The sequence below is a fragment of the Meiothermus ruber DSM 1279 genome (assembly GCF_000024425.1).
GTDB classification, from domain to species: Bacteria; Deinococcota; Deinococci; order Deinococcales; family Thermaceae; genus Meiothermus; species Meiothermus ruber.
In genome coordinates this window covers 2981985-3002386 of sequence record NC_013946.1, presented here as the reverse complement: position 1 = coordinate 3002386, position 20402 = coordinate 2981985, and the positions used below count along the sequence as shown (strand labels likewise).

Sequence of the window (20402 nt, the reverse complement as noted above, 5' to 3'; positions counted from 1 at the left end):
ACCGCGCTAACGGCGGGTTTTCTCCTCAATGTTGGACAGCAAAAAAGCGCCGAGCCCAAACACCGCGGCCTGGGCAATCCAGCCCAGGGCGTAGTTGTTGCTGGAATCTACCAACAGGCCAAACAGGGGCGGCGCAGCCGCGATGCCGATGGAGGTAAAAATCAGGCCAAACCCCACCACCCGCCCCTCCCAGCCGGGAGGCGAAAGCTCGGTTAGAAGCGAAAAATGCAAGCCCTGCCAGCCCAGTGCGGTGGCTCCGTACAGCACCACGATGAGGGCCTTGAACAGCAAGGGCGTGCCAGGGGGAAGCCAGGCCAGCACCAGTGCACTTAACCCGGCCAGCCCCACCATCATGACCAGCAATGGTTTGCGCTGGCCCCCCATCCTGTCCGATAGCCACGACCAGAATACCCGACTAAAAGCGCCGGCGAACTGGGCAGCGGTGAGCAGGGCAGCGCCGGTGAGCTCGGGAATCCCGTACTGCTCCTTAAGAAACAGAATCAGGTAGGTAATCATCACAAACTGCCCGGTTGGCAGGGTTACGCCGGCGGTGGCCGCCAGCAGGATATTGCGCTCGCGCAACACCGCGGCCAGCCCTGGAGGGGTGGCCTGGGGGGCGGCTTTTGGCACCAGGCTTTCGCGGTAGAGCCGGGCTGTGACCAGGGCGGCCAGTATGGCGATGACGGCTGCAACCACCGAGGCCCAGCGCCAACTGGCTAGGTGGGCTACCGCTGGCAAGATGGCAGCGGCCAGCGCCCCCCCCAGGGGAACCGCCATCTGGCGTAGCCCAATTACCAGGCCGCGCCGTTCGGGCGGGAACGACTGGGCGACCGCGTGCGAGCCAGCGGGTGTGGCCGAAGCCACCACCAACCCCACCAGAAACAAAAACGGAATGAACATCCATTGGGACTTGGCAAACAGGGCAATGGCAATGGCGAGCCCAGCGCCCGCTAGGGTGCCCACAATCATCACCGTGCGGCTGCCCAGCTTGTCGGTAAGCCAGCCCGAAGGCAGCGAACCCAGCATGGTGCCGATGTAAACAAACGTGTTGAGCAGGCCTACAGCGGCCAGGGAAAGCTGTAGATCGGTGCGGATATAGGGGGCCAGGGTGGGGTAGGCTTGCCCAATGAGCGAGACGGCGGTTCCGGCAAACATGGCGGCGATGAGGACGGCCCAGGGCGACATGCGAGCTTCAGGCTACCGCATTTAGCCAGATGCGTAAAACCAGGCCTTGCAGGCCACCGTTTTGGGACTATGGGCCAGACAGCCCAAGGCCGGATGAGCAGTCAAGCCCGCAAGACGCTTTTGTTGAGCTGAAGGGTGGGTAAACTGAAAAAAGAATGCGCGACCTTGACGCCCAGGAAACCTACTTGGCCGACCGCTTGGGGCTGGCTTTTGATCTGCGCGACCTGGTGGGCAGTGGGCCAATCCCCCAGGCCAGGTACGCCCCACCGTACGGGGTGGTGGGGTTTGGGGAAGGCTGGTGGGCGGCACAGCTGGCGCGCGACTTTGCCCTGGAGCTTACCGCTACCGGTACGCAATTCGTGCTAGAAGGGGGCTACGACTTTGGCGGTGCGGCTGGGGCTGGGCTTTATGCATCGGTGAGCGGTGCAGAGATCGTGCGGCTGGGTTTTCGGGAGAATGTCGAGGTGGAGGTGCCGGCCCACCCCCTCGCCACCTACCGCTACCTGCGTTTTTTGCTGCTGGCCACGGGTCAGCAAGCCGAGCTGGCCCGCATCGACCGGGCTTTGCTTTTGGAGCGCGACCGCTTACGCCCCGAGGTCGGTTTGAGTAAAAATCCAGCCAAGTTTATGGCCTACTCGCTGTTGGAGCGCACCCCTATGTGGGTGGTGCCCGACCGCTATCCGGGCCTGGGCCAGGCCCTGCAGCAAACCTTTAGCCGCATCGGTAAAAGCCTCTCCTTCACCCCCCCGCCCTCGGCCCTGGAGTTCTTTGTGACGGCGCTGGAGGCCCGCCACGAGCAGGGCGATCCCATCGCCGCCGTGCTCATTGGTGATGACGAGCGCCGAAGCTACGCCCAGGAGATCCTGGAAAGCCGGGTGGACACCCTGATTGAGCTGCCCGAGCCCGAGGCCGAAGGCACCCTGGCCAAAGCCCTGTGCTACTGGTACCGGGTGGCCTGGGCCAGCTACTACCTGGCCTTGTTGTACGGGGTGGAGCCGGGCGACTGGGAGGTACTGGACAACCTGCGGCAGGCTACGTGAAACCAGATTCGTTCGGTTCTTCACCGAACCACCCCGCCCGCACATCGCGCCGGGCTTTGATTCCTAAACCGCTTTTCCTGACCTGGCGGTCAGCGTATGCTCTTGGGGTGCTGCCGTTTTTGCTCTCCTGGCTTCATGCCACCAACGACCTATTCGGTGCCTTTCTTACCCCTCTGCTGCCCAAACTTCAGGCCGCCTTTGGCGTGAGCTATGGGGCGGTATCGCTGCTGGTGGCCTTGCAATCCCTAACCGGGAGCCTGTTGCAACCCCTGGCTGGGCTGGTGGCCGACCGGTACGACCGCCGGGTTCTGGCCGCCTTGGGGCCTTTATTGATGGCTTTGGGGGGGGGCTTGCTGGGGTTTTTCCCCAACCTCTGGGTGGCGGGGGTGGTGCTGGCTTTGTCGGGGCTGGGCTCGGCCCTGTTCCACTCGGCGGGGGCGGCTTTGGTGGGGCAGTACGCCGATCCGGCCCGGCGGGGTTTCTGGATGAGCTTTTTTGGCACCGGGGGTTACATTGGCCTCTCGCTGGGCCCCATCGTCTCGCTCACCGCGGTTAACCAGGGGGGGCTACAGACCCTGGCCTGGTTCATCCCGTTGGCCCTGATCCCGGCTTTTTTGCTGTTGCGCCAGGCGCCGCCCGCCCGGCTACAGACCAGGCCCTCTTCCTTTCGGGACTTGGCTCGAGTTTTTCGGGGGCATGTGGCCCGCCTGTGGGCGGTTTCGACCCTGCGCAGCATCGTGTTTATGAGCTTCTCCACCACCATTCCTTTTTGGTTTCACCAGCGCGGTATCTCCGATGCCCAGGTGGCCCTCACCCTGTCGGTCTATAGTATCTCGGCCACCGTAGGGGCTTTTTTGGGAGGAACCCTCTCGGATCGGCTGGGGCGGCGCAACGTGCTGGTAGGAACCATGATCTTTGCCATTCCGCTCTACGTTGCTTTGCTGCTGGTTCCGCCGGAAAACTGGTTCTATGTGTTGCTGCTGGCTGCTACCGGTGCGCTGATGAACGCGGGTGTGCCGGTGGCGGTCACCATGGCCCAGGAGCACGAGCCAAGCCAGATGGCCACGGTCTCGGGGCTTTTGATGGGATTTACCTGGGGGTTTGCCGGGCTTTTGTACGGGGTGGTGGGGCCGATTATCGAGCGGTATGGGGTGCTCGAGAGCCTGAGTGTGCTGGGCCTGCTGCTGGTGCCGGCCCTGACCCTGTCCCTGGCAGTGCGCGAGGCGCAGCCCCGGCCTCGAGCTGCCTAACCCCTATTTCAAAAGTTGGGCTGGGCCAAGTACAATAGCCTACACACTCCGAACCTAAGAGGAAGTGGAAAGGCTTGCCGCTTAGTACGCCTGTTTTGGGAGGTGTTCGCTATGACCAGCACAGTACGGCAGTTGCTTCTGGCTAAGGGCAATAAGGTGCACGCCATCTCGCCGGAAGCCACGGTGTTTGAGGCCCTCGAGCGCATGGCCGCCCACGATGTGGGGGCCCTTATGGTGATGAAAGACGACCAATTGGTGGGCATCTTCTCTGAGCGCGATTATGCTCGCAAGATCATCCTGATGGGCCGCATCTCCAAGGACACCCGGGTGGGGGAGGTTATGACCAGCGACCTCATTACCGTTACCCCCGAGGCCACCGTGGCCGACTGCATGAACCTCATGACCGACCACCACATACGCCACCTCCCGGTGCTCGAGGACGGCAAACTGGTGGGGGTGATCTCCATTGGGGACGTGGTGAAAGCCATCATAACCCAGCAGGAGTTCATGATTGCCGAGCTGGAAAGCTACATTACGGGTTCGCGCTGAAGCTTTCAAGCCTCCGTGCTGGTAAGCAGCTACCGGCGCACTCCCAGCGGGTGTTGTTGGCCTGGGGAACAGCCTTCACCCCACCCTGATTGTCTTTTCGACTCCGGTGCTATCTTGCCCGGTGCCGATCTGAAGGCCCAATGAGCAGGTTGAGTCCGAAGCTGATAACCGAGAGCAAGATAGCCCCAATCAAAGCCCCGCCAAAACCCCGCACGTCCAGTGGCGTTAGGGCCGCCACAACCAGCAGAATCACAGCGTTGACCACCAGGGTAAACAAACCCAGGGTCAGGATGTTAAAGGGCAGTGTAAGCAACAGCAACACCGGTTTGAGCAGGGCGTTGGCCAGGCCAAATATCAGCCCGGCCAGCAGATAATCGCCCAAACCGCTTCCATGAGCGAAAAAAAGCCCGCCGTAGAGCTGGGTTACGAGCCACAGGGCCAGGGTGTTGAGCAGCAAGCTTAGCAGGAAATCGCGCATAACCTAGGGTACACCCTGGGGGCCCGTTCGCATAAGTACGGGGAGTCGTTCGAAACCCCCCGCAAAGCCATCGGTTTAAGCAATCAGGACTGGGCTCATCGTCGAGGAAAGCGGAAAGCCAGCAGGATGAACAGCACCCCCAAAGCCGCGCTCAGGATGGCCCAGGGGGTGCGGTTCTGGGTGGCGCGAACGGGCTGTAAAACACCGCTTTGATAGGCCCGATTCTGGCTTTGAGAGAGCACGTCGACGGCGGCTGGGGCTTCTGCTGGCCCGTCCAGCGTCCATGCGCCCCCACCGGGGCGCACCGGGCGAAAGTGCCAGGGCGTAAAGGGGTCGTAGAGTCCCACCGCCACGTAGTAGCCATAGTCCCCTGGGGACAGGTTGGAGGCAAGCTCGAGCCAGTCCCCGTTCTTTGTAACCGATACGTTCTCGATGCGGCCATCAGGGCGGTGCTCTTCAGCTTTCCAGCCGGTGAGCAGGTAAGCCCAGTTCCACCCCTGCCCCGGCGGGGTCTTGAAGCCAGCCCCGGGCAGCTCTTCTTGGCCGCCAGGCCCGGTGTGGATGTAAATGCCAATGGTGGCTAGCGAGAAGCCATGGGGGGCGTTGTTGGGGTTGGGGTAGCGGTGGAGTCTGACCCGGAGCACCAGCTTCTCTCCACTGCGAAGGGCTTCAAAACCGGTCAGATCGGCAAAACCGGCCTCGGCGAACAGCGGGGCGCGGGGGTAGGCGTAGCCCAGCCCATGGTCGTCACCTACGGGATCGGAGAAGAGAAGCGGGATCATGGCGGATGGATTCCCCTGCAATACCCCACAATGCCGGGTGGTATCTGGGTGGGGCACAGGCAATGGGTGGGCCAGAGCAGCCCACAGCCCCACACCCTACCCTGTATGGACTCCTACATCAAGAACCCTAGCACAGGTTGATCAGGGCCTTAACCAGGCGGGTGGGGTCGTGCTGGGCAAAACCGGGCTCCAAAAAATCGCCGGCCACAATCCGTACCCCCAACCCCTCGAAGCGTTTGGGGTTGAAACGTACCGGGGTCTGGCCTTCAGCCCGGTAGCGCTTGAGCAGATCCTCGGGGATGCGGGTGTTATTGACCAGCACCACGTTGGGCCTGCGACCCAGGTGCTGCTCGATGGCGCGAAAATGGTCGTAAGCGTCCATGTCCTCGGTCTCGCCGCGCTCGCTCATGATGTTGACGATGTAGACCAGCTTGGCCGGGGACTGCTGAATGGCGGTCTGGATGCCCTTGGGCAAAAAACTGGGAATCACGCTGGAGTAGAGGCTGCCCGGCCCCAGCACAATCAAATCGGCTTTTTGCAGGGCGGTGATGGCCTCGGGCATGGCGGCCACCCCAGTAGGGGCTAGCCCCACCCTGCGAATCCGGCCGGGTTTTTCGCGCAGGGCGGTCTCCCCCTGCACCCGCGTGCCATCCTCGCGCTCGGCCCAGAGACGGGCCGCTTCGTAGGTAGCCGGCCATACCGCGCCGCGCAGGCGCAGCACCTGGTTGGCCTGGCGCATGGCTTTGGCGAAGCCGTTGTTAAGCTCGAACAGCGAGACCAGCATCAGGTTGCCAAAGGTATGACCCTTGAGCTCCTCTCCTCGCTGAAAGCGATACTCCATCAGCTCTGGTAGCCCCTCCGCATCCGAGAGGGCGGCCAGGCAGTCCACCAGGTCGCCCACCGCTGGAACCCCAAACGAGACCCGCAGGCGCCCGGTGGAGCCGCCGTCGTCGGTGACCGCTACGATGGCGGTGATGTTAGCGGTTTCCATCTTGAGGCCCCGTAGCACGCGTGAAAGCCCGGTGCCTCCGCCCAGGGCCACGATGCGGGGGCCGGCCTCGAGCCGCCGGCGGATGTAAACCTGCTTGGAGACCGAGCTGGGGTCGGTGATGGCCGAGAGCATGCTGCGGTTCATCCAGCGCAAGCCCATTAAAAACAGCACCAGGCCGCCCAGCAGCCAAAGCCCCCCCGAGATCCACAGCGGGATGGAAAAGTAGCCGGCCCAGCGGGTGGTTTGCAGGAACCAGGGTAAGAACGAGGTTTGCCAGGAGAGATGAACCACCCCAGTAAACATGCACAGCAGGCCCAGGGCCGCCAAAAACGCATACCGCTTGACCCGCATGCCCGGCAGCAGCCAGCGCAACGAGCTGAAAAAGCGGTCGTCGGCGGGATTGGTGCGCAGGCCCTGGGCAAGGGTTTGCAGGTTGAGGCGCTTGGCCTTGTTCCAGAGCATATCAGCCTCGTTCAGGCGGTCATGGCTTTATCTAGGTCGCGGTGCTCGAGCTCCACCCGAAAGCGGCTCGAGAGTTCCTGGGCCAGGCGCTCGGCCACGGCTACGCTGCGGTGTTGTCCACCGGTGCAGCCGATGGCTACAGTGTAGGCGGCCCGTCCGGTCTGGCGGGCGCCATCTGCCGAAAGCCCGATGGTGGTCAGCAGGGTGCGGTAGAAGGGTTCGTGCTTCTTTTCCGCGAACACATAGGCGGCCACCTCCGGGTCGGTGCCCGGGCGCGACTTGAGTACCGGGTCGTAGTGGGGGTTGGGCAACGCCCGCACATCCAGCACCAGATCGGCATCCTGGGGTGGGCCCCATTTGAAGCCGAAGGAGAACAGGCGCAGCAGGAAGCCTTCCTCTTCGCCCAGGGCAGCCTCGAGGGCCTCCTTGAGCTGGCGGGGGGTGCGCTCGGAGGTGTCAATCACCAGGTCGGCCCGGTCGCGCAGGGGGGCCAGGGCCAGGCGTTCTTCCTCAATCTCGCGCAGCAGGTTGCCCATGCCCAACGGGTGCAGGCGGCGCGAAAGGTTGTAGCGCTTGAGCAGGATATCGGACTTGGCCTCCAGGTAGATGATGAAGGGATGGAGCTGGGCCAGGACGCTTTCCACCTCGTTCAGCAAATCCCGGGCCCGGATATCCAGCACCACCGCCACCTTATGGATGCCTCGAGCCTCAACGGTTCTGAGCAGGTCATTCCAAAGCTGCGGAGGGATGTTGTCTACCGAAAAATAGCCCAGGTCTTCCAGGGCCATCCGGGCCGAGGTCAGGCCGGCCCCGCTTTGTCCGCTCAATACCACAAACCGCATGTTCACCTTTGGAAACTGGGCCCGGCAGAAAATGCACACCCCCGCCGGGCGAACCCACCTTCCAAGTATACCCGCAGCCTTCGTAAGGTATGGGTTAGAACACTTGCTGGCGAGGACTACTTGATTTCTAAAAGCTCCACATCGAAAACCAGGGCCGAGTTGGGGGGAATATCGGGGCTGGGGCTGCGCTCACCATAGGCCAGGCTGGCCGGGATAATCAGCCGGCGCTGGCCGCCGACCCGCATACCCACAATGCCCGAGTCCCAGCCAGGGATCACCTGACCGGTCCCTAAGGTGAACTCGAAGGGGGTGCGGCCCGGCTGGCAGGAGGTGTCGAACTGCTTGCCGTCTACCAGCCGCCCGATGTACTGCACCCGCACGGTGTTGGAGGTGATGGCCTGGGGGCCGCTGCCCTCCCTGAGGTCTTCGATGCGCAGGGTGGTGATGCCCTCATTGGTCAGGCCGGTGGCCGCCGGGGGCTGGTTGGTGCAGAGCGTGCCGCTGCCTGCGCTGGCCTGGCTGCCCGGGCGCTGCCCAAACAGAAAATAGGCCCCCACCCCCAGCAAAGCCAGCACGATAACCACAATGAGGATGACGTTTCGGTTCATATCGCTGTTTATTGTATGGCTTTTGCCCCGGTGCGATGGCTGGCTCAGGCGGGTTGCTTCAGCGCGAGCTGGCCACAGGCGGCCCCCACGTCGCGTCCCCGGCTCCAGCGCACCGAGGTGGGGATGCCCTGCTGCTCCAGAATGGCGGCGAATTTCAGAATTTGCGCCCTGGGGGTGCCCTGGTGGGGGGCCCCCTCCCAGGGGTTCCAGGGAATCAGGTTCATGTGGACGCTCAGGCCCCTAAAGTGCTGGGCCAGGGCCCGGGCCTGCCAGTCGTGGTCGTTGACGCCTTTGAGCAGGGTGTACTCCAGGGTGATGCGGCGTTTGGTCTTGGCGTAGTAGTGCCGCACAGCTTCCATGATTTCAGCGATGCTATAGCGGTGGGCGGTGGGGATGATTCGCTGGCGGGTTTCGTCGTCGGGGGCGTGGAGCGATAGGGCCAGGCGCACCTCGAGCCCCCACTCGGCCATTTTGTAGATGCCCCGGGGAATCCCCACGGTAGAAAGCGTAATGCGGCGCGGGCTCATGGCCAGCCCCTCGGGGTGCAGCATGCGCTCGAGGGCTTTAAATACGTTTTCCAGGTTCAACAACGGCTCGCCCATGCCCATCAGCACCACGTTGCGAATCTCGCGGGGCGCGTGCTGCTGGTGGTAGGCCGCAAACAGAACCTGATCCAGCATCTCGGCGGCGGTTAGGTTGCGCCCAAAGCCCATCCGACCGGTGGCGCAAAAAGTGCAGCCCGCCGGGCAGCCCACCATGCTGGAGATGCAGATGGTTTTACGGTTCAGGTAGGGCATGTACACAGCCTCGGTCTTCTGGCCGTCCAGCAGGGTGAACAGGTACTTGACCGAGCCGTCCTGGCTTGGGAAAGGGGCGACCTCGGTGAACTCCGAGATGCGGTACTGCTCGGCCCACTCGGCGCGCAAGGCCTTGGGCAGGTCGGTCATCTCGTCCCACTGCCGCGCCCCCTTGGCGTAGAGCCAGGCGGCCAGTTGGCCCCGACGGTAGCCCTGGCCCGGAAGCTCTTCGATGGGCAGGGCAAGCAAGGGGATTTGGTCTTGCGGCAAAGCCATAACGCTTCAGTATAGCCGGCATGGCTGCTTCAGATGGTGGGCGGCTCGAGGTTTTCAAGCCCCCACCGTGCCAGCCCGCCAGTCAGCCGCCCGTATACTGTGGCAAATGCGCGCTCACACCAACCCTTGGTATTTGGTGCTCTCCTCCTATTGGTTTGCCAGCAGCTTCAAGTGGTTTCTTATTCTGCTTGTGTTGTTACCGGCGCGGGTGGCCGAGCTGGTGCCCGAACCTGAGCGGGCTACCCGCCTGGGCTTGCTGTTTGCTTTGGGGGCGGTGATGGCTTTCATCGGGCCGCCCATCTGGGGCTATATCTCCGACCGGGTGGGTCGTCGCATGCCTTTTTTGGCCATGGGCACAATTATCACTGCTGGCGCGCTGGTCTGGATGGCCTATGCGGGCAGCTACTGGCAGCTAGTAGCGGCTTACCTGTTGCTGCAACTGGCCGACGATATGGCCACCGGCCCGTACTCGGCCCTGATCCCCGACCTGACCGCCCGGCGTGAGCGGGGGGTGGCCTCGGGCTGGCTGGGCGCGCTCCAGGTAGGCGGCCAGGTGGTGGCGGGCGCAACGGGTTTCCTGCTGGCCAACCTGCAGTGGCAGTTTTTGCTGATCGCCCTGCTCAACCTGATTGCAGCCGGAATGGTTTTGAGCCTGATCCGCGAGGTGCCGGGCCTAAAGCCCCAGCGCCGGGGTTTGTGGGAAAGCATGGTGGCCCCCTGGCGCAGCGCCGATTTTCGCTGGGTCTGGTTCACGCGTTTTCTGGTCATGCTGGCCCAGTATGTGGTGCAAACCTACTTGCAGTACTACCTGGCCGATGTGGTGCAGACCTTCCAGGCCTTTGGCCGAACCCTGGCGACCGAGGCCTTTCAGGCGGTGGCCCTGCTGGGTTTGCTCATCTCCATTGGAGCCGCGGTGGCCGCAGTGCCGGCGGGGCGTTTATCCGATCGACATGGCCGCAAGCCCATTATCTATGCAGCCGGGGTGGGCCTGGCAGCGCTGATGCTGCCCATTTTGCTGCTGCCCCGTTACGATGTGCTGGTGGTGCTGGCCCTGGTGTTCGGGATGCTGTACGGGGCCTATCTGGCGGTGGACTGGGCCCTGGTCTCCGATGTGCTGCCCAACCCCCAGGCCCACGCCACCGATATGGGCATCTGGCAGACCTCCATCGTGCTGCCGCAGGTCTTGGCGGGGGGTTTTGGGGCTATGCTGGATGCCTTCAACCGCCAGAGCCCTGGGCTGGGTTACACGGTGCTGTTCTTGGTGGCGGCGGTTTGCTTTGTGCTGGGCACCCTCCTGGTTCGCCAGATCCGCTCGGTGCGCTAAGCCCCAGGATGGGGGAGATCAGAGGTCGGCGATTTTACTTGACAACCCAGGGGGGCTTGGCCATAGTTAGGAATGCGCTGTCCTGGAGGGATGGCTGAGTGGTTGAAAGCGGCGGTCTTGAAAACCGTTGTAGACGCAAGTCTACCGGGGGTTCGAATCCCTCTCCCTCCGCCAGGCTATTTCATTTGCTGGGTTTTGTGCTAAAGTATCGTTTGCAGTTTTGGGGGCGATACCCCAGAGCTGGACAGATGGAGGGGTGGCCGAGTGGCTGAAGGCGGCGGTTTGCTAAACCGTTATAGGGAACGAAAGTCCCTATCGGGGGTTCGAATCCCCCCTCCTCCGCCAGATAAAACAGAAAAACCAGCATGGGGGTTGGGGCCTGGGCCCCAACTTTTTGCTTGGAGGCCTGGGCTTGCACACCCGGCATAGCCGATTTGGCCTATGCTATAGCCGTATGCACAACCCCCTGCTAACCCGTTTCGAGCTTTCGCTGGCCGGCCTGCCTCAGATCCTGGGCCCGGCCACCCCTGAGCAGCTACGCCAGCACAGCCTGCCCGACAAGTGGTCGGCCCACGAGAACCTGGCCCATCTGGCCCACTTCACCCTGGTTACCCAGGATCGTATAGCCCGCATCCTGCAGGAAGAGGCCCCCCTGATCGAGCGGCTAAAGCCCGACACCGAACCGGCCTTTTTGCGGCTGGTAGAGCGCCCTCCCGAGGAGGTGATAAGCCTGCTTAAGGAGCTGCGAGCCCAGCTCAACCAGCAGGTGGCGGCCCTGAGCGAGGCCCAGCTCGAGCGCATTGGCATCCACAGCGCGGCCGGGCCCATGCCGCTAAGGGTGTGGCTCGAGCTCTTCTTAGTGCACGAGGCCCACCACCTCTACCTGGCCTTCTGGCGCATCCGCGAGGTGCTGCAAATGGCCCGCTGAGTCTAGTGCACCCCCGCCTCGGTGATGGCCGCCGCCGAGTTACGGGCAAAACGCACGTTGCCCCTAAACTCGGTGAGGTTGGTGGCGTTCACGTAGGTCATGGCGCTCTGCAGACCTTCGCGCAGGCGGGCGATGGCTTCCTGGGCGGTGTGGTGGAAGGCCCGCAGGGTTTGCGAGGAGCCCTCGATAAAGTTGCGCTTCTCGGTTACCAGCATGGAGGCCATGCCGTAGAGCAGGACGCCCTCGAGCTGCCCGTCCTTCTTGATGAGCACCTCGTCCTCGAAGCTGCCGGAGGCAAAGAACTTGCCCATCATCACCCCGTCGCTGTAGGCCAGGGCCTTCACAAAGTCGCCCGAGCTGTTGACCCCGCCGTCGGAGATAATCTGCACGTCGCTGTAACCCACCACCGACTGGAACCGGCGAATCTCTTCCAGCAGCGAGAGCTGGCCCACCCCCACCCCGGTGTTGATGCGGGTGGTGCAGACCGAGCCCGGCCCCACCCCCACCTTGAGGATGAAGTGGCGGAAGCCCGAGAGCTTCATCAGCCAGTAGGCGTAGGCGAAGCCCTCGATGGAGCCCACATTGCCCAGGATGACCCCGCTATCAATGCCCAGCCCGCGAATCTTGGCCAGCACCGGCAGCACCGCCGCGTTGGCCCCGTGGGCGATGTCAATCGAGGCAAAAATCAGGTTGGGCTGGGCGAAGAGCTCGGCCAGAAACTCCTCTTTTTCGTTGATGCCCAAAGCGGCCCCCACCAGGGCCGGCGCGCTGGCCTGCACGTCCCGAAGGCGCTCCTCGTCGGAAAGCCCCACCCTGGGCAAGATGTGCACCCCGCCGTTGCCCCCGTCCCATACGTCGCGGGCGAAGCGGCTGCGCATCATGCTCATGGAGGCCCCAAAGGCCGGGAAAATCTCGATGGTGCCTTTGGTGGTGTAAAAAAGCTGGCGCACATTCACCTGGCGGCGCGAGACCGGCTGGGTCAGGAAGGTGGGGATGATGGTTTTATCGGCGAAGGTGTAGTAGGTTTCAAAGCGCTCGTAGGGGTAGCGGGCCAGGTCGGCCTGGGTTTTTTCCAGGGCTGTCTGGGCGATTTCCTCGAAAATGCCGTAGTTCACGGGCCGAAATTGTACTAAAGCCTGGGCAAGGGGTCTACGGCGTCGCCCACACTGCGGGCCGGCTTTACAAAGGTATGCGTGCTTCGTATATTCAGACCGGGCTCGAGGCCACCCGCACGAGAGCGCAACACAAGCAATGAAACCCCTTTCCTTCGCTCGAGCTACCCGCTAACCCGGGCGTTTCTTTTGTTGAAATGGCCGGTGGGGTTTGCTTGGCGGGGTATATTTTTTATGCTGAGTTAGTTTGAGAGGCCACGATGAAAACCGCCGAAATCCGCGAAAAATTTCTCCAGTTCTTCGAATCCAAAGGGCATTTACGCCTGCCGAGCTTTAGCGTGGTGCCCCAGGACGACCCCACCCTGCTCTTCATCAACGCGGGCATGACCCCCCTCAAGCCCTACTTTTTGGGCAAAAAGCCGGTCTTCCCCGGCCACGAGGGCGAGTGGTACCGGGTGACCACCTGCCAGAAGAGCGTGCGCACCGGGGATATCGAGAACGTGGGGCGCACCAACCGCCACCAGACCGTTTTCGAGATGCTGGGCAACTTCAGCTTTGGCGATTACTTCAAGAAAGAGGCCATCGAGTGGGCCTGGGAGTTCCTGACCGACCCCAAATGGCTGGGCCTGGATCCAACCCGCATTTACGTGACCATCTACAAAGACGACGACGAGGCTTTTGAACACTGGACGCGGGTGGGCGTACCTCCCGAGAAAATCCACCGCTTCGACGCCGACGAGAATTTCTGGCCGCAGAACGCCCCCACCAAAGGCCCCAACGGGCCGTGCGGGCCCTGCAGCGAGATCTACTACGACCGGGGGCCGGCTTTTGGCTCGGACACCTGGGCCGACTACTACGAGACCCGCGAGTCCAACCGCTTTGTGGAGCTCTGGAACCTGGTATTTCCACAGTACGACCGCAAGGACGGTGGTGTGCTGGAGCCGCTCCCCAAGCCCAACATTGATACCGGCATGGGCCTTGCGCGCGTGGCTATGGTGCTGCAAGACGTGACCGACTTCTACGAGACCGACGAATTCCAACCCCTGATCGCCAAAATTGTAGAGCTGACCGGTATCAGCTACGAAGGCCCCAGCTCGGTGGCCCACCGGGTGATTGCCGAGCACGCCCGCGCCGTGACCTTTATCCTCTCCGATGGGGTGCACTTCTCCAATACCGGGCGCGGCTACGTGGTGCGCCGCTTGCTGCGCCGGGCGGTGCGCTTTGGCTACCTGCTGGGCCTGCGCGAGCCCTTCATGTACAGGCTGGCCGAGGTGGTGGCCCAGGTGATGGGCGGGGTCTACCCCGAGCTAAAGGAGAACCTCGAGGGCGTACAAAAACAAATCAAAATTGAAGAAGAGCAGTTCTTGCGCACGCTCGAGAGCGGTATCAAGCGCCTGGACGCGATGCTGGCCAACCTCAAGCCGGGCGATACCCTGGCGGGCCGGGATGCCTTTACCCTGTACGACACCTACGGCTTCCCGCTCGACTTAACCATCGAAATTGCAAGCGAGCACGGGGTTCAGGTGGACACCGAAGGCTTCGAGCAAGCCCTGGAGGAACAGCAGGAGCGGGCTCGAGCCGCTGCCGCTTTCAGCAAAGAGCTTTTCAAGAGATCCAACGAGGCCCTTGCGGCCCTGGCCGCCGACTACGGGGGCACCAAGTTTGTGGGCTACGAGAGCCTCGAGGCCCAGGCCCAGGTCAAGCTGCTCCTGGTGGGCGAGCAGACCATAGAGGAAGCGCCGGCCGGCACCGAGGTGCAGGTGGTGCTGGACAGAACCCCCTTCTACGCCGAAGGGGGCGGCCAGGTGGGAGATGCGGGCGTGCTGGAATGGGAAGGGGGCTGGGCCAGGGTCTCGACCACCCAGAAAAACCCCGACGGCATCTTTTTGCACATCGCGCGGGTGGAGGAGGGCACCCTCAAAGCGGGCTCGACGGTGCGGGCTTTGGTGGATATGCACCGACGTGACACCGAGAAAAACCATACCGCCACCCACCTGCTGCACGCTGCCTTGCGGGCGGTGCTGGGCTCCCATGTGCAGCAAAAAGGCAGCTATGTGGGGCCGGATCGGCTGCGCTTCGACTTCAGCCAGTTTGAGCCGATTGCCCCCAGGGATTTGGCCCGGATTGAGCTGTTGGTGAACCGCTGGATTCAGGCCGACTTCCCGGTGAGCTATACCTACAAGCCCTTGGAGGAGGCCCGCAAAGAAGGGGCCATGGCCCTGTTTGGTGAAAAGTATGGCGACGTGGTGCGGGTGGTCAGTGTGGAAGGGGCCATCGACAACGTGACCTCCAAGGAGCTCTGCGGTGGCTGCCACGTGCGGCGCACTGGCGAAATCGGGGCCTTTGTGATCGTGGCCGAGGAGTCGGTGGCGGCGGGGGTGCGGCGCATTGAGGCCCTGACCGGAACCGGGGCTACGCAGTACGTACGCGAGATGCTGGATCGGCTGGGCGGCCTCTCCCGCGAACTGGGTACGACCCCTGAGCACCTGCTCGAGCGGGTGAACAAGCTCCAGGACGAACTCAAGGCCCGCGAGAAAGAGATCGAAAAGCTGAAGCTGGATCTGGCTCGAGCCCAGCTCGGGGGCAGCGCGGCAGGCATCTCGCTCAAGGAAGCAAACGGCTACAGGTATCTGGCAGTCAAGCTCGAGGGTCTCGAGGCCGGGGCCTTGCGGGGTGCAGCCGACGAGCTGCTGGACAGGCACCAGGCCGACCTGGTGGCGGTGGGCTCGGGGCAGCACCTGGTGGTCAAGGTGAGCAAAAAGGCCCTGGAGAGGGGGCTGGATGCCGGTGCGGTAATGAAGAAGCTGTCGGCTGTTGCCGGCGGGCGCGGCGGCGGCAGGGGGGCGCTGGCCCAGGGCGGCGGCTTCGACCTGGAAAAGGCTTTTGGGGCGCTCGAGCAGGTGCTGGAATAGTGTTGGGACTCATCTGCATTTCTGGGCTGGAGGGGATAATAGGGTAGATGCGGGTGGTGGCGCTGGACGTGGGGGAAGCCCGGATTGGCCTGGCCGTGGGCGAGATCGGCTCACCCTGGGCTTTTGGTCGGGGTTACCTGGTGCGCAAGAACCTCGAGGCCGACCTCGAGGCCCTGGCGGCCTTTGCCGAGCGTGAACGGGCCGAGCGCTTTGTGGTGGGGCTGCCCCTGCGCACCGATGGTCGGCCCAGCGCCCAGGCCGAGCGGGTGCAGGCCCTGGTAGAGGCCATGCGTGAACGGGGTATGCAGCTCGAGCTGCTGGATGAGCGCTACACCACCAAGCTGGGGCAGAACCGGCTTAAACACGCCCCCAAGCGCATCCGGCAAGAGAAAGGCAAACTGGACGAAGCCGCGGCCATCGCCCTGCTGGAGTCATATCTGGCCCGTGTGGGACAGTAACTTTGGAGCCTCGAGCATGGACGACAAGCCCACACTGTCCGCTACCCCCCCCGATGAAACCCGGGAAGCCAGCAAGTCGCCGACCCGCTGGATTCTGCGGGGTGTGCTGCTTATGTTTGTACTGCTGGTAGCGCTGCTGGGCTACGCCCTTTACCTGATGGGGCCCACCGGCGTCACCGCCCAGGTACAGATTCCCAGGGGCAGCGGGGCCGCAGCCGTCGGTCGTATCCTCGAGCAGGCTGGGCTGGTGCGCTCGGGCTATCTGTTTGCCCAGTACCTGCGCTTTTCCGGCCAGGACAAAGCGCTCAAGCCTGGTTACTACCGGCTCGAGGGCAACGGGTTGCGGGCCATTGCCCTGGCCATCACCGGTGAATCCCGTCCCCTCACGGTGCGCATCACCTTTCCCGAGGGCTGGCGGGCGGTGGATATGGCCCAGCGCTTGAGCGAAAACAACCTGGATGGGCCCCGGTTCCTCGAGCTGGTCAACAACCCCCCCTCCGAGCTGCGCCCTGCCGAGGCCAAAGGCCCCACCCTCGAGGGCTACCTTTTTCCCGCTACCTACGACTTCCCCCTCGACTTTACCGCCGAAGACGTTATCCGCACCATGACCCGCCGCATGGAACAGGAGTTCACCCCCGAGGCCCAGGCCCGCCTGCAGCAGCTTGGCCTGCAAAGCATTCACGACTGGGTCACGCTGGCCTCCATCGTGCAGGCTGAAGCGGCCAACTCGGGTGAGAAGCCGGTAATCGCTGGGGTCTTTCTCAACCGCCTGGAAATTGGCATGCCCCTGCAGGCCGACCCCACCGTGGCCTATGGCCTGGGCAAACGCCTGCCCGAACTCGACCGGGGCGCGGGCGACTTCGAAAAAGACACCCCCTACAACACCTATACCCGGCGCGGCTTGCCCCCGGGGGCTATCAGCAACCCCGGCACCGAGGCCTTACGGGCGGTGCTTAATCCGGTGCGTACCAACGAAAAAGGCCAGAAGTACCTCTACTTTCTGCACGCCCAGGGCCGCTTGTTTCTGAACGTGGACTTTGAAGGGCATCTACGCGATACCGCGAAGTATTATCGCTAGCCCTCTGCAAAAAACTCCCTATCAACCCGCTTCACCTCATACCGTGCCGCTACCGTGACTCCAACGTTGTACTCGATCATGAAGCCTGCCAGGGTATTTCCATCAATTAGCACGATATTCCCGAGCGCCTTAGCTGTTTCAATCGCACTACTAGAAAAGTCCGAGGTGGTGATGATAACCCCTCGGCTTGCTCTTTGAAGGGCTAGGCTTCCGTGAAAGGTTCTGACAACTTCACTTGGGACGGTTCTTTCCCAACGCTTGGCTTGAAAGTAAATATTGTCCAGGCCAAGCCGGTCTTGCTTAATGATGCCATCAATGCCATCATCCCCACTTCGCCCCACTGCCTTACCCGCATCTGCTACCGAACCGCCGTAACCCATTGCTACCAAAAGCTGAACCACAAGACGCTCAAAGAATGCAGGTGAGCACTGCTTGACGCGTGCCAAAAGCTCCTGTGCTAGCTGTCTCCTCAAAACTAGATGAAGCTGTTCGAGCTGCTCATCTGGTGTTGTTTCATTGCCAACCTCTTCTTCTGAGCTCGCCTCATCCGTGGTGCGGTCTCTGCGCTTAAGCTCAACGAATCTGGGGAATTGCATTAAGGTATTGGACGTTAAGTTTCGGTAATGCCAGACTACAAAACTTTGCGACCCTCTGAAGTGATTTTGAATTGTCCTCGGCTTGGAGACTCCAACAATCCGGCTTTTGTCAAATAGGTTCTGGCCCATCCGACGCGGTTCTCATACCTACTTTGCCCACCACTGGGTAGCAATTCAGCCCGATCTTCTTTGCTTAGGTTGAACTGTCCGGCCAGCACCTCGTAGGCTTCCTCCATCGAGTGCGCTTCACCATCTGCTGCCATCTTGAGCAATGGGAACATGAATCGCTGGTAGCTTGGAATTGGCATTTCCTATCATTCTACTTGCCCGACGAGACTTGCTCCGTCTGTTTAAGCCGCGAGAAAGCCCCGCCTGATACAGCACCACCCCCAGCGCCACCGCCGCATTCAGGCTCTCGGCCCCTTCGGAGATGGTGTATCCGTGATTTCCGAGAAGCCTTGGACTTCAGTCCGAGACGTTGTCACTCTGGCAGAGCGCAATATCAACCGGGTGTTGCTGGCCGAAAGCCTGCTGGGCATCATTCACCAACGCCTGGTTCCTACCGTTAAAGGCCAGCGAACCCTTATTACCGAGGTCATCACCATGACCCCGCGCATTCATGAGGCCCTCAAACAGCCCAGCCAGGCCGACCGCCTGTGTGAGGTGCTGCGTGAACAGGGCCTGGAAGGCTACCAGGGTTTTGACCAAAGCCTGCTGGCTTTGTACCACCAGGGCCTTGGATTACCAGACTGCCCGTTTGCATGCCCAACCCAGTTCGAGCTGGCCGTGCTGCGACGTTCAGGCCGCCAGGGTTCCGAGGGGCCGGAAGGGTGAGCTCAAACAAAGCCAAGGGTGTTTTTGGGCTCGAGGCCACGCAAACGGGCTGGCTAGACAGCCCCGGCTTTGGCGATTTCGCTACGGCAAGATAAAGTACAGTTATGACGCCGCATATCTCTGCCCCACCGGGTGCTGTGGCCGAGGCCATCCTGCTCCCCGGCGACCCCCTGCGAGCCAAGTACATCGCCGAAAACTTTCTGGAAAACCCGGTTTTATACAACCAGGTTCGCAACATGTTCGGTTACACCGGCACCTACAAGGGGAAGCGGGTGAGCGTGCAGGGCACCGGGATGGGCATCCCCTCGGCCAGCATCTACATCCACGAGCTGGTTCAGTTTTACGGCTGCAAGACCCTGATTCGGGTGGGCACCGCCGGGGCCATCACCGAGCGCCTCAAGCTGCGCGATCTGGTGATTGCCCAGGCCGCCTGCACCGATTCTTCCATCAACAACCTGCGCTTTGCCGGCCAGAACTATGCGCCCATCGCCACCTTCGACCTGCTGCGCCGGGCCTACGAGCAGGCCCAGTCCAGGGGCATGCCGGTACACGTGGGCAACGTGCTTTCCACCGACACCTTCTACCACGACCAGCCCAACCCCTACCAGCTATGGGCCCAGTTTGGGGTGCTGGCGGTTGAGATGGAGGCCGCCGGGCTCTACACGCTGGCGGCCAAGTTTGGGGTGCAGGCTTTGTGCATTCTTACCATCAGCGACCACCTGATTACCGGCGAGAAAACCACACCCCAGGAGCGGCAGGAGACCTTCGACCAGATGATTGAGGTGGCGCTCGAGACCATCTGAGTAGCGTCTGGCCTGTAGATTTGTATAATCAAACCCTATGACTGGGTTTTTATACACACAGGGGCGGAGGTGCTTGTGGTTGAGGTGATTAAGCCGCTTGCCAGCCTCAAAGGCCGCGACTTCCTTTCCAACCTCGACCTGTCGCCCGCCGAGTACCGCGCGGTGCTGGATACCGCCCACGCCATGAAGCGAGGGGCTTACAAAGGGCTGCGGCCCCTCGAGGGCCAGACCCTGGCCATGATCTTCGAGAAGCCCTCCCTGCGCACCCGCACCACCTTCGAAGTAGCCATGAACCAGCTTGGCGGGCATGCGGTGAACCTCACCAACGCCGAGATTGGCCTGGGCACCCGTGAGCCGGTGCGCGACATCGCCCTGAACCTCGAGCGCTGGGTGGAGGCTATTATGGCCCGGGTCTACCTGCACTCGACCCTCGAGGAGCTGGCCCGCTACTCTTCCAAGCCGGTCATCAACGGCCTTTCCGACCTGCTGCACCCGGTGCAACTGCTGGCCGACTACCAGACCATCGAGGAGACCTTCCCCGATACCAGGGGTATCAAGGTGGCCTATATTGGCGACGGCAACAACATGGCCAACGCCCATATCCAGTGCGCGGTGCTCTCCGGGGTCAAGCTCACCATCGCCACCCCGCGCGGCTATGAGCCCAACGCCATCATCTACATGGAAGCCCTCAAGCTAGGGGCCGATATCACCCTGACCCACGACCCCCTCGAGGCCGCTAAAGGGGCCCAGGTGCTCTATACCGACGTCTGGGTCTCGATGGGCCAGGAGGCCGAGGCCAGCCAGAGGCGCAAAATCAAAGACTTCGCCGGTTTTCAGGTAACCCCGGCCATGCTGGACTTAATTGACCCCGACGGCATCTTTTTACACTGCCTGCCGGCCCACTACGGCGAGGAGGTGGTCGAGGAGGCCACCCTGCACAAAAAGTCCAGGGTCTTCGACCAGGCCGAGAACCGGCTACACGCGCAAAAAGCCCTGCTCTACCATTTGCTAAGCTAGGGGTATGGGGCAGAGCGAGCACATACGCAAGCAGGTGGGCCGGCCACAGGTAAAGTCGCCTCTGGCCCAGGCGTTTCTTC

Annotated in this window: 21 protein-coding genes and 2 tRNA genes; 13 read left to right on the top strand and 10 right to left on the bottom strand. The window is 62.3% G+C overall.

The features are described 5' to 3' along the window. Window positions 1–6 precede the first annotated feature (6 nt). Window positions 7–1185 carry an MFS transporter gene (locus tag MRUB_RS14915; protein WP_013015207.1) on the bottom strand — a complete coding sequence of 393 codons (1179 nt, stop codon included), beginning with the start codon at window positions 1183–1185 and terminating at the stop codon, window positions 7–9. Between the two features lie 155 nt (window positions 1186–1340). On the opposite strand from MRUB_RS14915, the gene MRUB_RS14910 reads away from it, so the two are divergent. The 3 genes from MRUB_RS14910 to MRUB_RS14900 all read left to right on the top strand — a co-directional run bounded on the left by MRUB_RS14910 (window position 1341) and on the right by MRUB_RS14900 (window position 4024). Next, window positions 1341–2225: an SIS domain-containing protein gene (locus MRUB_RS14910; protein ID WP_013015206.1), complete on the top strand. Its 885-nt coding sequence runs from the start codon at window positions 1341–1343 to the stop codon at window positions 2223–2225. A 107-nt stretch (window positions 2226–2332) separates the two neighbouring features. Continuing rightward, complete coding sequence (locus MRUB_RS14905) at window positions 2333–3475, top strand: MFS transporter (protein ID WP_013015205.1); 1143 nt, start codon at window positions 2333–2335, stop codon at window positions 3473–3475. Window positions 3476–3586: 111 nt separating this feature from the next. Continuing rightward, window positions 3587–4024: a CBS domain-containing protein gene (locus MRUB_RS14900; protein ID WP_013015204.1), complete on the top strand. Its 438-nt coding sequence runs from the start codon at window positions 3587–3589 to the stop codon at window positions 4022–4024. Between the two features lie 109 nt (window positions 4025–4133). Here MRUB_RS14900 and MRUB_RS14895 read toward each other — a convergent pair whose 3' ends face one another. The 6 genes from MRUB_RS14895 to rlmN all read right to left on the bottom strand — a co-directional run bounded on the left by MRUB_RS14895 (window position 4134) and on the right by rlmN (window position 9260). Next, window positions 4134–4502: a phage holin family protein gene (locus tag MRUB_RS14895; RefSeq protein WP_013015203.1), complete on the bottom strand. Its 369-nt coding sequence runs from the start codon at window positions 4500–4502 to the stop codon at window positions 4134–4136. 95 nt (window positions 4503–4597) lie between these two features. Continuing rightward, the gene (locus tag MRUB_RS14890; RefSeq protein WP_013015202.1) at window positions 4598–5284 is read right to left on the bottom strand and encodes a glucodextranase DOMON-like domain-containing protein; all 687 of its coding nucleotides are present in this window, start codon (window positions 5282–5284) and stop codon (window positions 4598–4600) included. A gap of 127 nt (window positions 5285–5411) precedes the next feature. Continuing rightward, a complete protein-coding gene (locus tag MRUB_RS14885; RefSeq protein ID WP_013015201.1) occupies window positions 5412–6737 on the bottom strand; it encodes a gluconeogenesis factor YvcK family protein in 1326 nt (441 codons plus the stop codon). 11 nt (window positions 6738–6748) lie between these two features. Continuing rightward, window positions 6749–7579 (bottom strand): RNase adapter RapZ, encoded by an 831-nt coding sequence (gene rapZ / locus MRUB_RS14880; RefSeq protein WP_013015200.1) that lies wholly within the window; start codon window positions 7577–7579, stop codon window positions 6749–6751. Window positions 7580–7695: 116 nt separating this feature from the next. Then, window positions 7696–8187: an FKBP-type peptidyl-prolyl cis-trans isomerase gene (locus MRUB_RS14875; RefSeq protein WP_013015199.1), complete on the bottom strand. Its 492-nt coding sequence runs from the start codon at window positions 8185–8187 to the stop codon at window positions 7696–7698. A gap of 44 nt (window positions 8188–8231) precedes the next feature. Beyond that, complete coding sequence (rlmN, locus tag MRUB_RS14870) at window positions 8232–9260, bottom strand: dual-specificity RNA methyltransferase RlmN (protein ID WP_013015198.1); 1029 nt, start codon at window positions 9258–9260, stop codon at window positions 8232–8234. 106 nt (window positions 9261–9366) lie between these two features. Between rlmN and MRUB_RS14865 the strand changes: the two genes are divergently transcribed. The 4 genes from MRUB_RS14865 to MRUB_RS14850 all read left to right on the top strand — a co-directional run bounded on the left by MRUB_RS14865 (window position 9367) and on the right by MRUB_RS14850 (window position 11512). After that, window positions 9367–10584, top strand: a complete 1218-nt coding sequence (locus tag MRUB_RS14865) for an MFS transporter (RefSeq protein WP_013015197.1) — start codon at window positions 9367–9369, stop codon at window positions 10582–10584. An 84-nt stretch (window positions 10585–10668) separates the two neighbouring features. Next, a tRNA-Ser gene (locus MRUB_RS14860) sits at window positions 10669–10758 on the top strand. Between the two features lie 76 nt (window positions 10759–10834). Then, window positions 10835–10929: transfer RNA gene (locus MRUB_RS14855), tRNA-Ser, on the top strand. 109 nt (window positions 10930–11038) lie between these two features. After that, window positions 11039–11512 (top strand): DinB family protein, encoded by a 474-nt coding sequence (locus MRUB_RS14850; RefSeq protein WP_013015196.1) that lies wholly within the window; start codon window positions 11039–11041, stop codon window positions 11510–11512. A gap of 2 nt (window positions 11513–11514) precedes the next feature. On the opposite strand, the gene MRUB_RS14845 is transcribed toward MRUB_RS14850, so the two are convergent. Then, window positions 11515–12627, bottom strand: coding sequence for an IMP dehydrogenase (locus MRUB_RS14845; protein ID WP_013015195.1), 1113 nt, complete (start codon window positions 12625–12627; stop codon window positions 11515–11517). A gap of 257 nt (window positions 12628–12884) precedes the next feature. Between MRUB_RS14845 and alaS the strand changes: the two genes are divergently transcribed. The 3 genes from alaS to mltG are packed head-to-tail and all read left to right on the top strand — an operon-like array spanning window position 12885 to window position 17072. Further along, window positions 12885–15536 carry an alanine--tRNA ligase gene (gene alaS, locus MRUB_RS14840; protein ID WP_013015194.1) on the top strand — a complete coding sequence of 884 codons (2652 nt, stop codon included), beginning with the start codon at window positions 12885–12887 and terminating at the stop codon, window positions 15534–15536. Window positions 15537–15583: 47 nt separating this feature from the next. Then, entirely contained in the window at window positions 15584–15994 is a 411-nt protein-coding gene (gene ruvX / locus MRUB_RS14835) for a Holliday junction resolvase RuvX (protein WP_013015193.1), read from the top strand. Between the two features lie 16 nt (window positions 15995–16010). Next, entirely contained in the window at window positions 16011–17072 is a 1062-nt protein-coding gene (gene mltG, locus MRUB_RS14830; RefSeq protein ID WP_013015192.1) for an endolytic transglycosylase MltG, read from the top strand. On the opposite strand, the gene MRUB_RS14825 is transcribed toward mltG, so the two are convergent. Together MRUB_RS14825 and MRUB_RS16015 are read right to left on the bottom strand one after the other, a co-directional pair. Further along, window positions 17069–17668: a restriction endonuclease gene (locus MRUB_RS14825; protein ID WP_201342563.1), complete on the bottom strand. Its 600-nt coding sequence runs from the start codon at window positions 17666–17668 to the stop codon at window positions 17069–17071. The two genes, mltG and MRUB_RS14825, sit on opposite strands and share 4 nt — an antisense overlap. Before the next feature lie 35 nt (window positions 17669–17703). Next, window positions 17704–17976 (bottom strand): winged helix-turn-helix domain-containing protein, encoded by a 273-nt coding sequence (locus MRUB_RS16015; protein WP_036199488.1) that lies wholly within the window; start codon window positions 17974–17976, stop codon window positions 17704–17706. A 202-nt stretch (window positions 17977–18178) separates the two neighbouring features. Between MRUB_RS16015 and MRUB_RS14820 the strand changes: the two genes are divergently transcribed. The 3 genes from MRUB_RS14820 to argF all read left to right on the top strand — a co-directional run bounded on the left by MRUB_RS14820 (window position 18179) and on the right by argF (window position 20322). Further along, window positions 18179–18502, top strand: a complete 324-nt coding sequence (locus tag MRUB_RS14820) for a twitching motility protein (protein WP_015586624.1) — start codon at window positions 18179–18181, stop codon at window positions 18500–18502. Window positions 18503–18606: 104 nt separating this feature from the next. Then, complete coding sequence (deoD, locus tag MRUB_RS14815; RefSeq protein ID WP_013015191.1) at window positions 18607–19305, top strand: purine-nucleoside phosphorylase; 699 nt, start codon at window positions 18607–18609, stop codon at window positions 19303–19305. A gap of 75 nt (window positions 19306–19380) precedes the next feature. Continuing rightward, window positions 19381–20322, top strand: a complete 942-nt coding sequence (gene argF, locus MRUB_RS14810; RefSeq protein WP_013015190.1) for an ornithine carbamoyltransferase — start codon at window positions 19381–19383, stop codon at window positions 20320–20322. Window positions 20323–20402 lie beyond the last annotated feature (80 nt).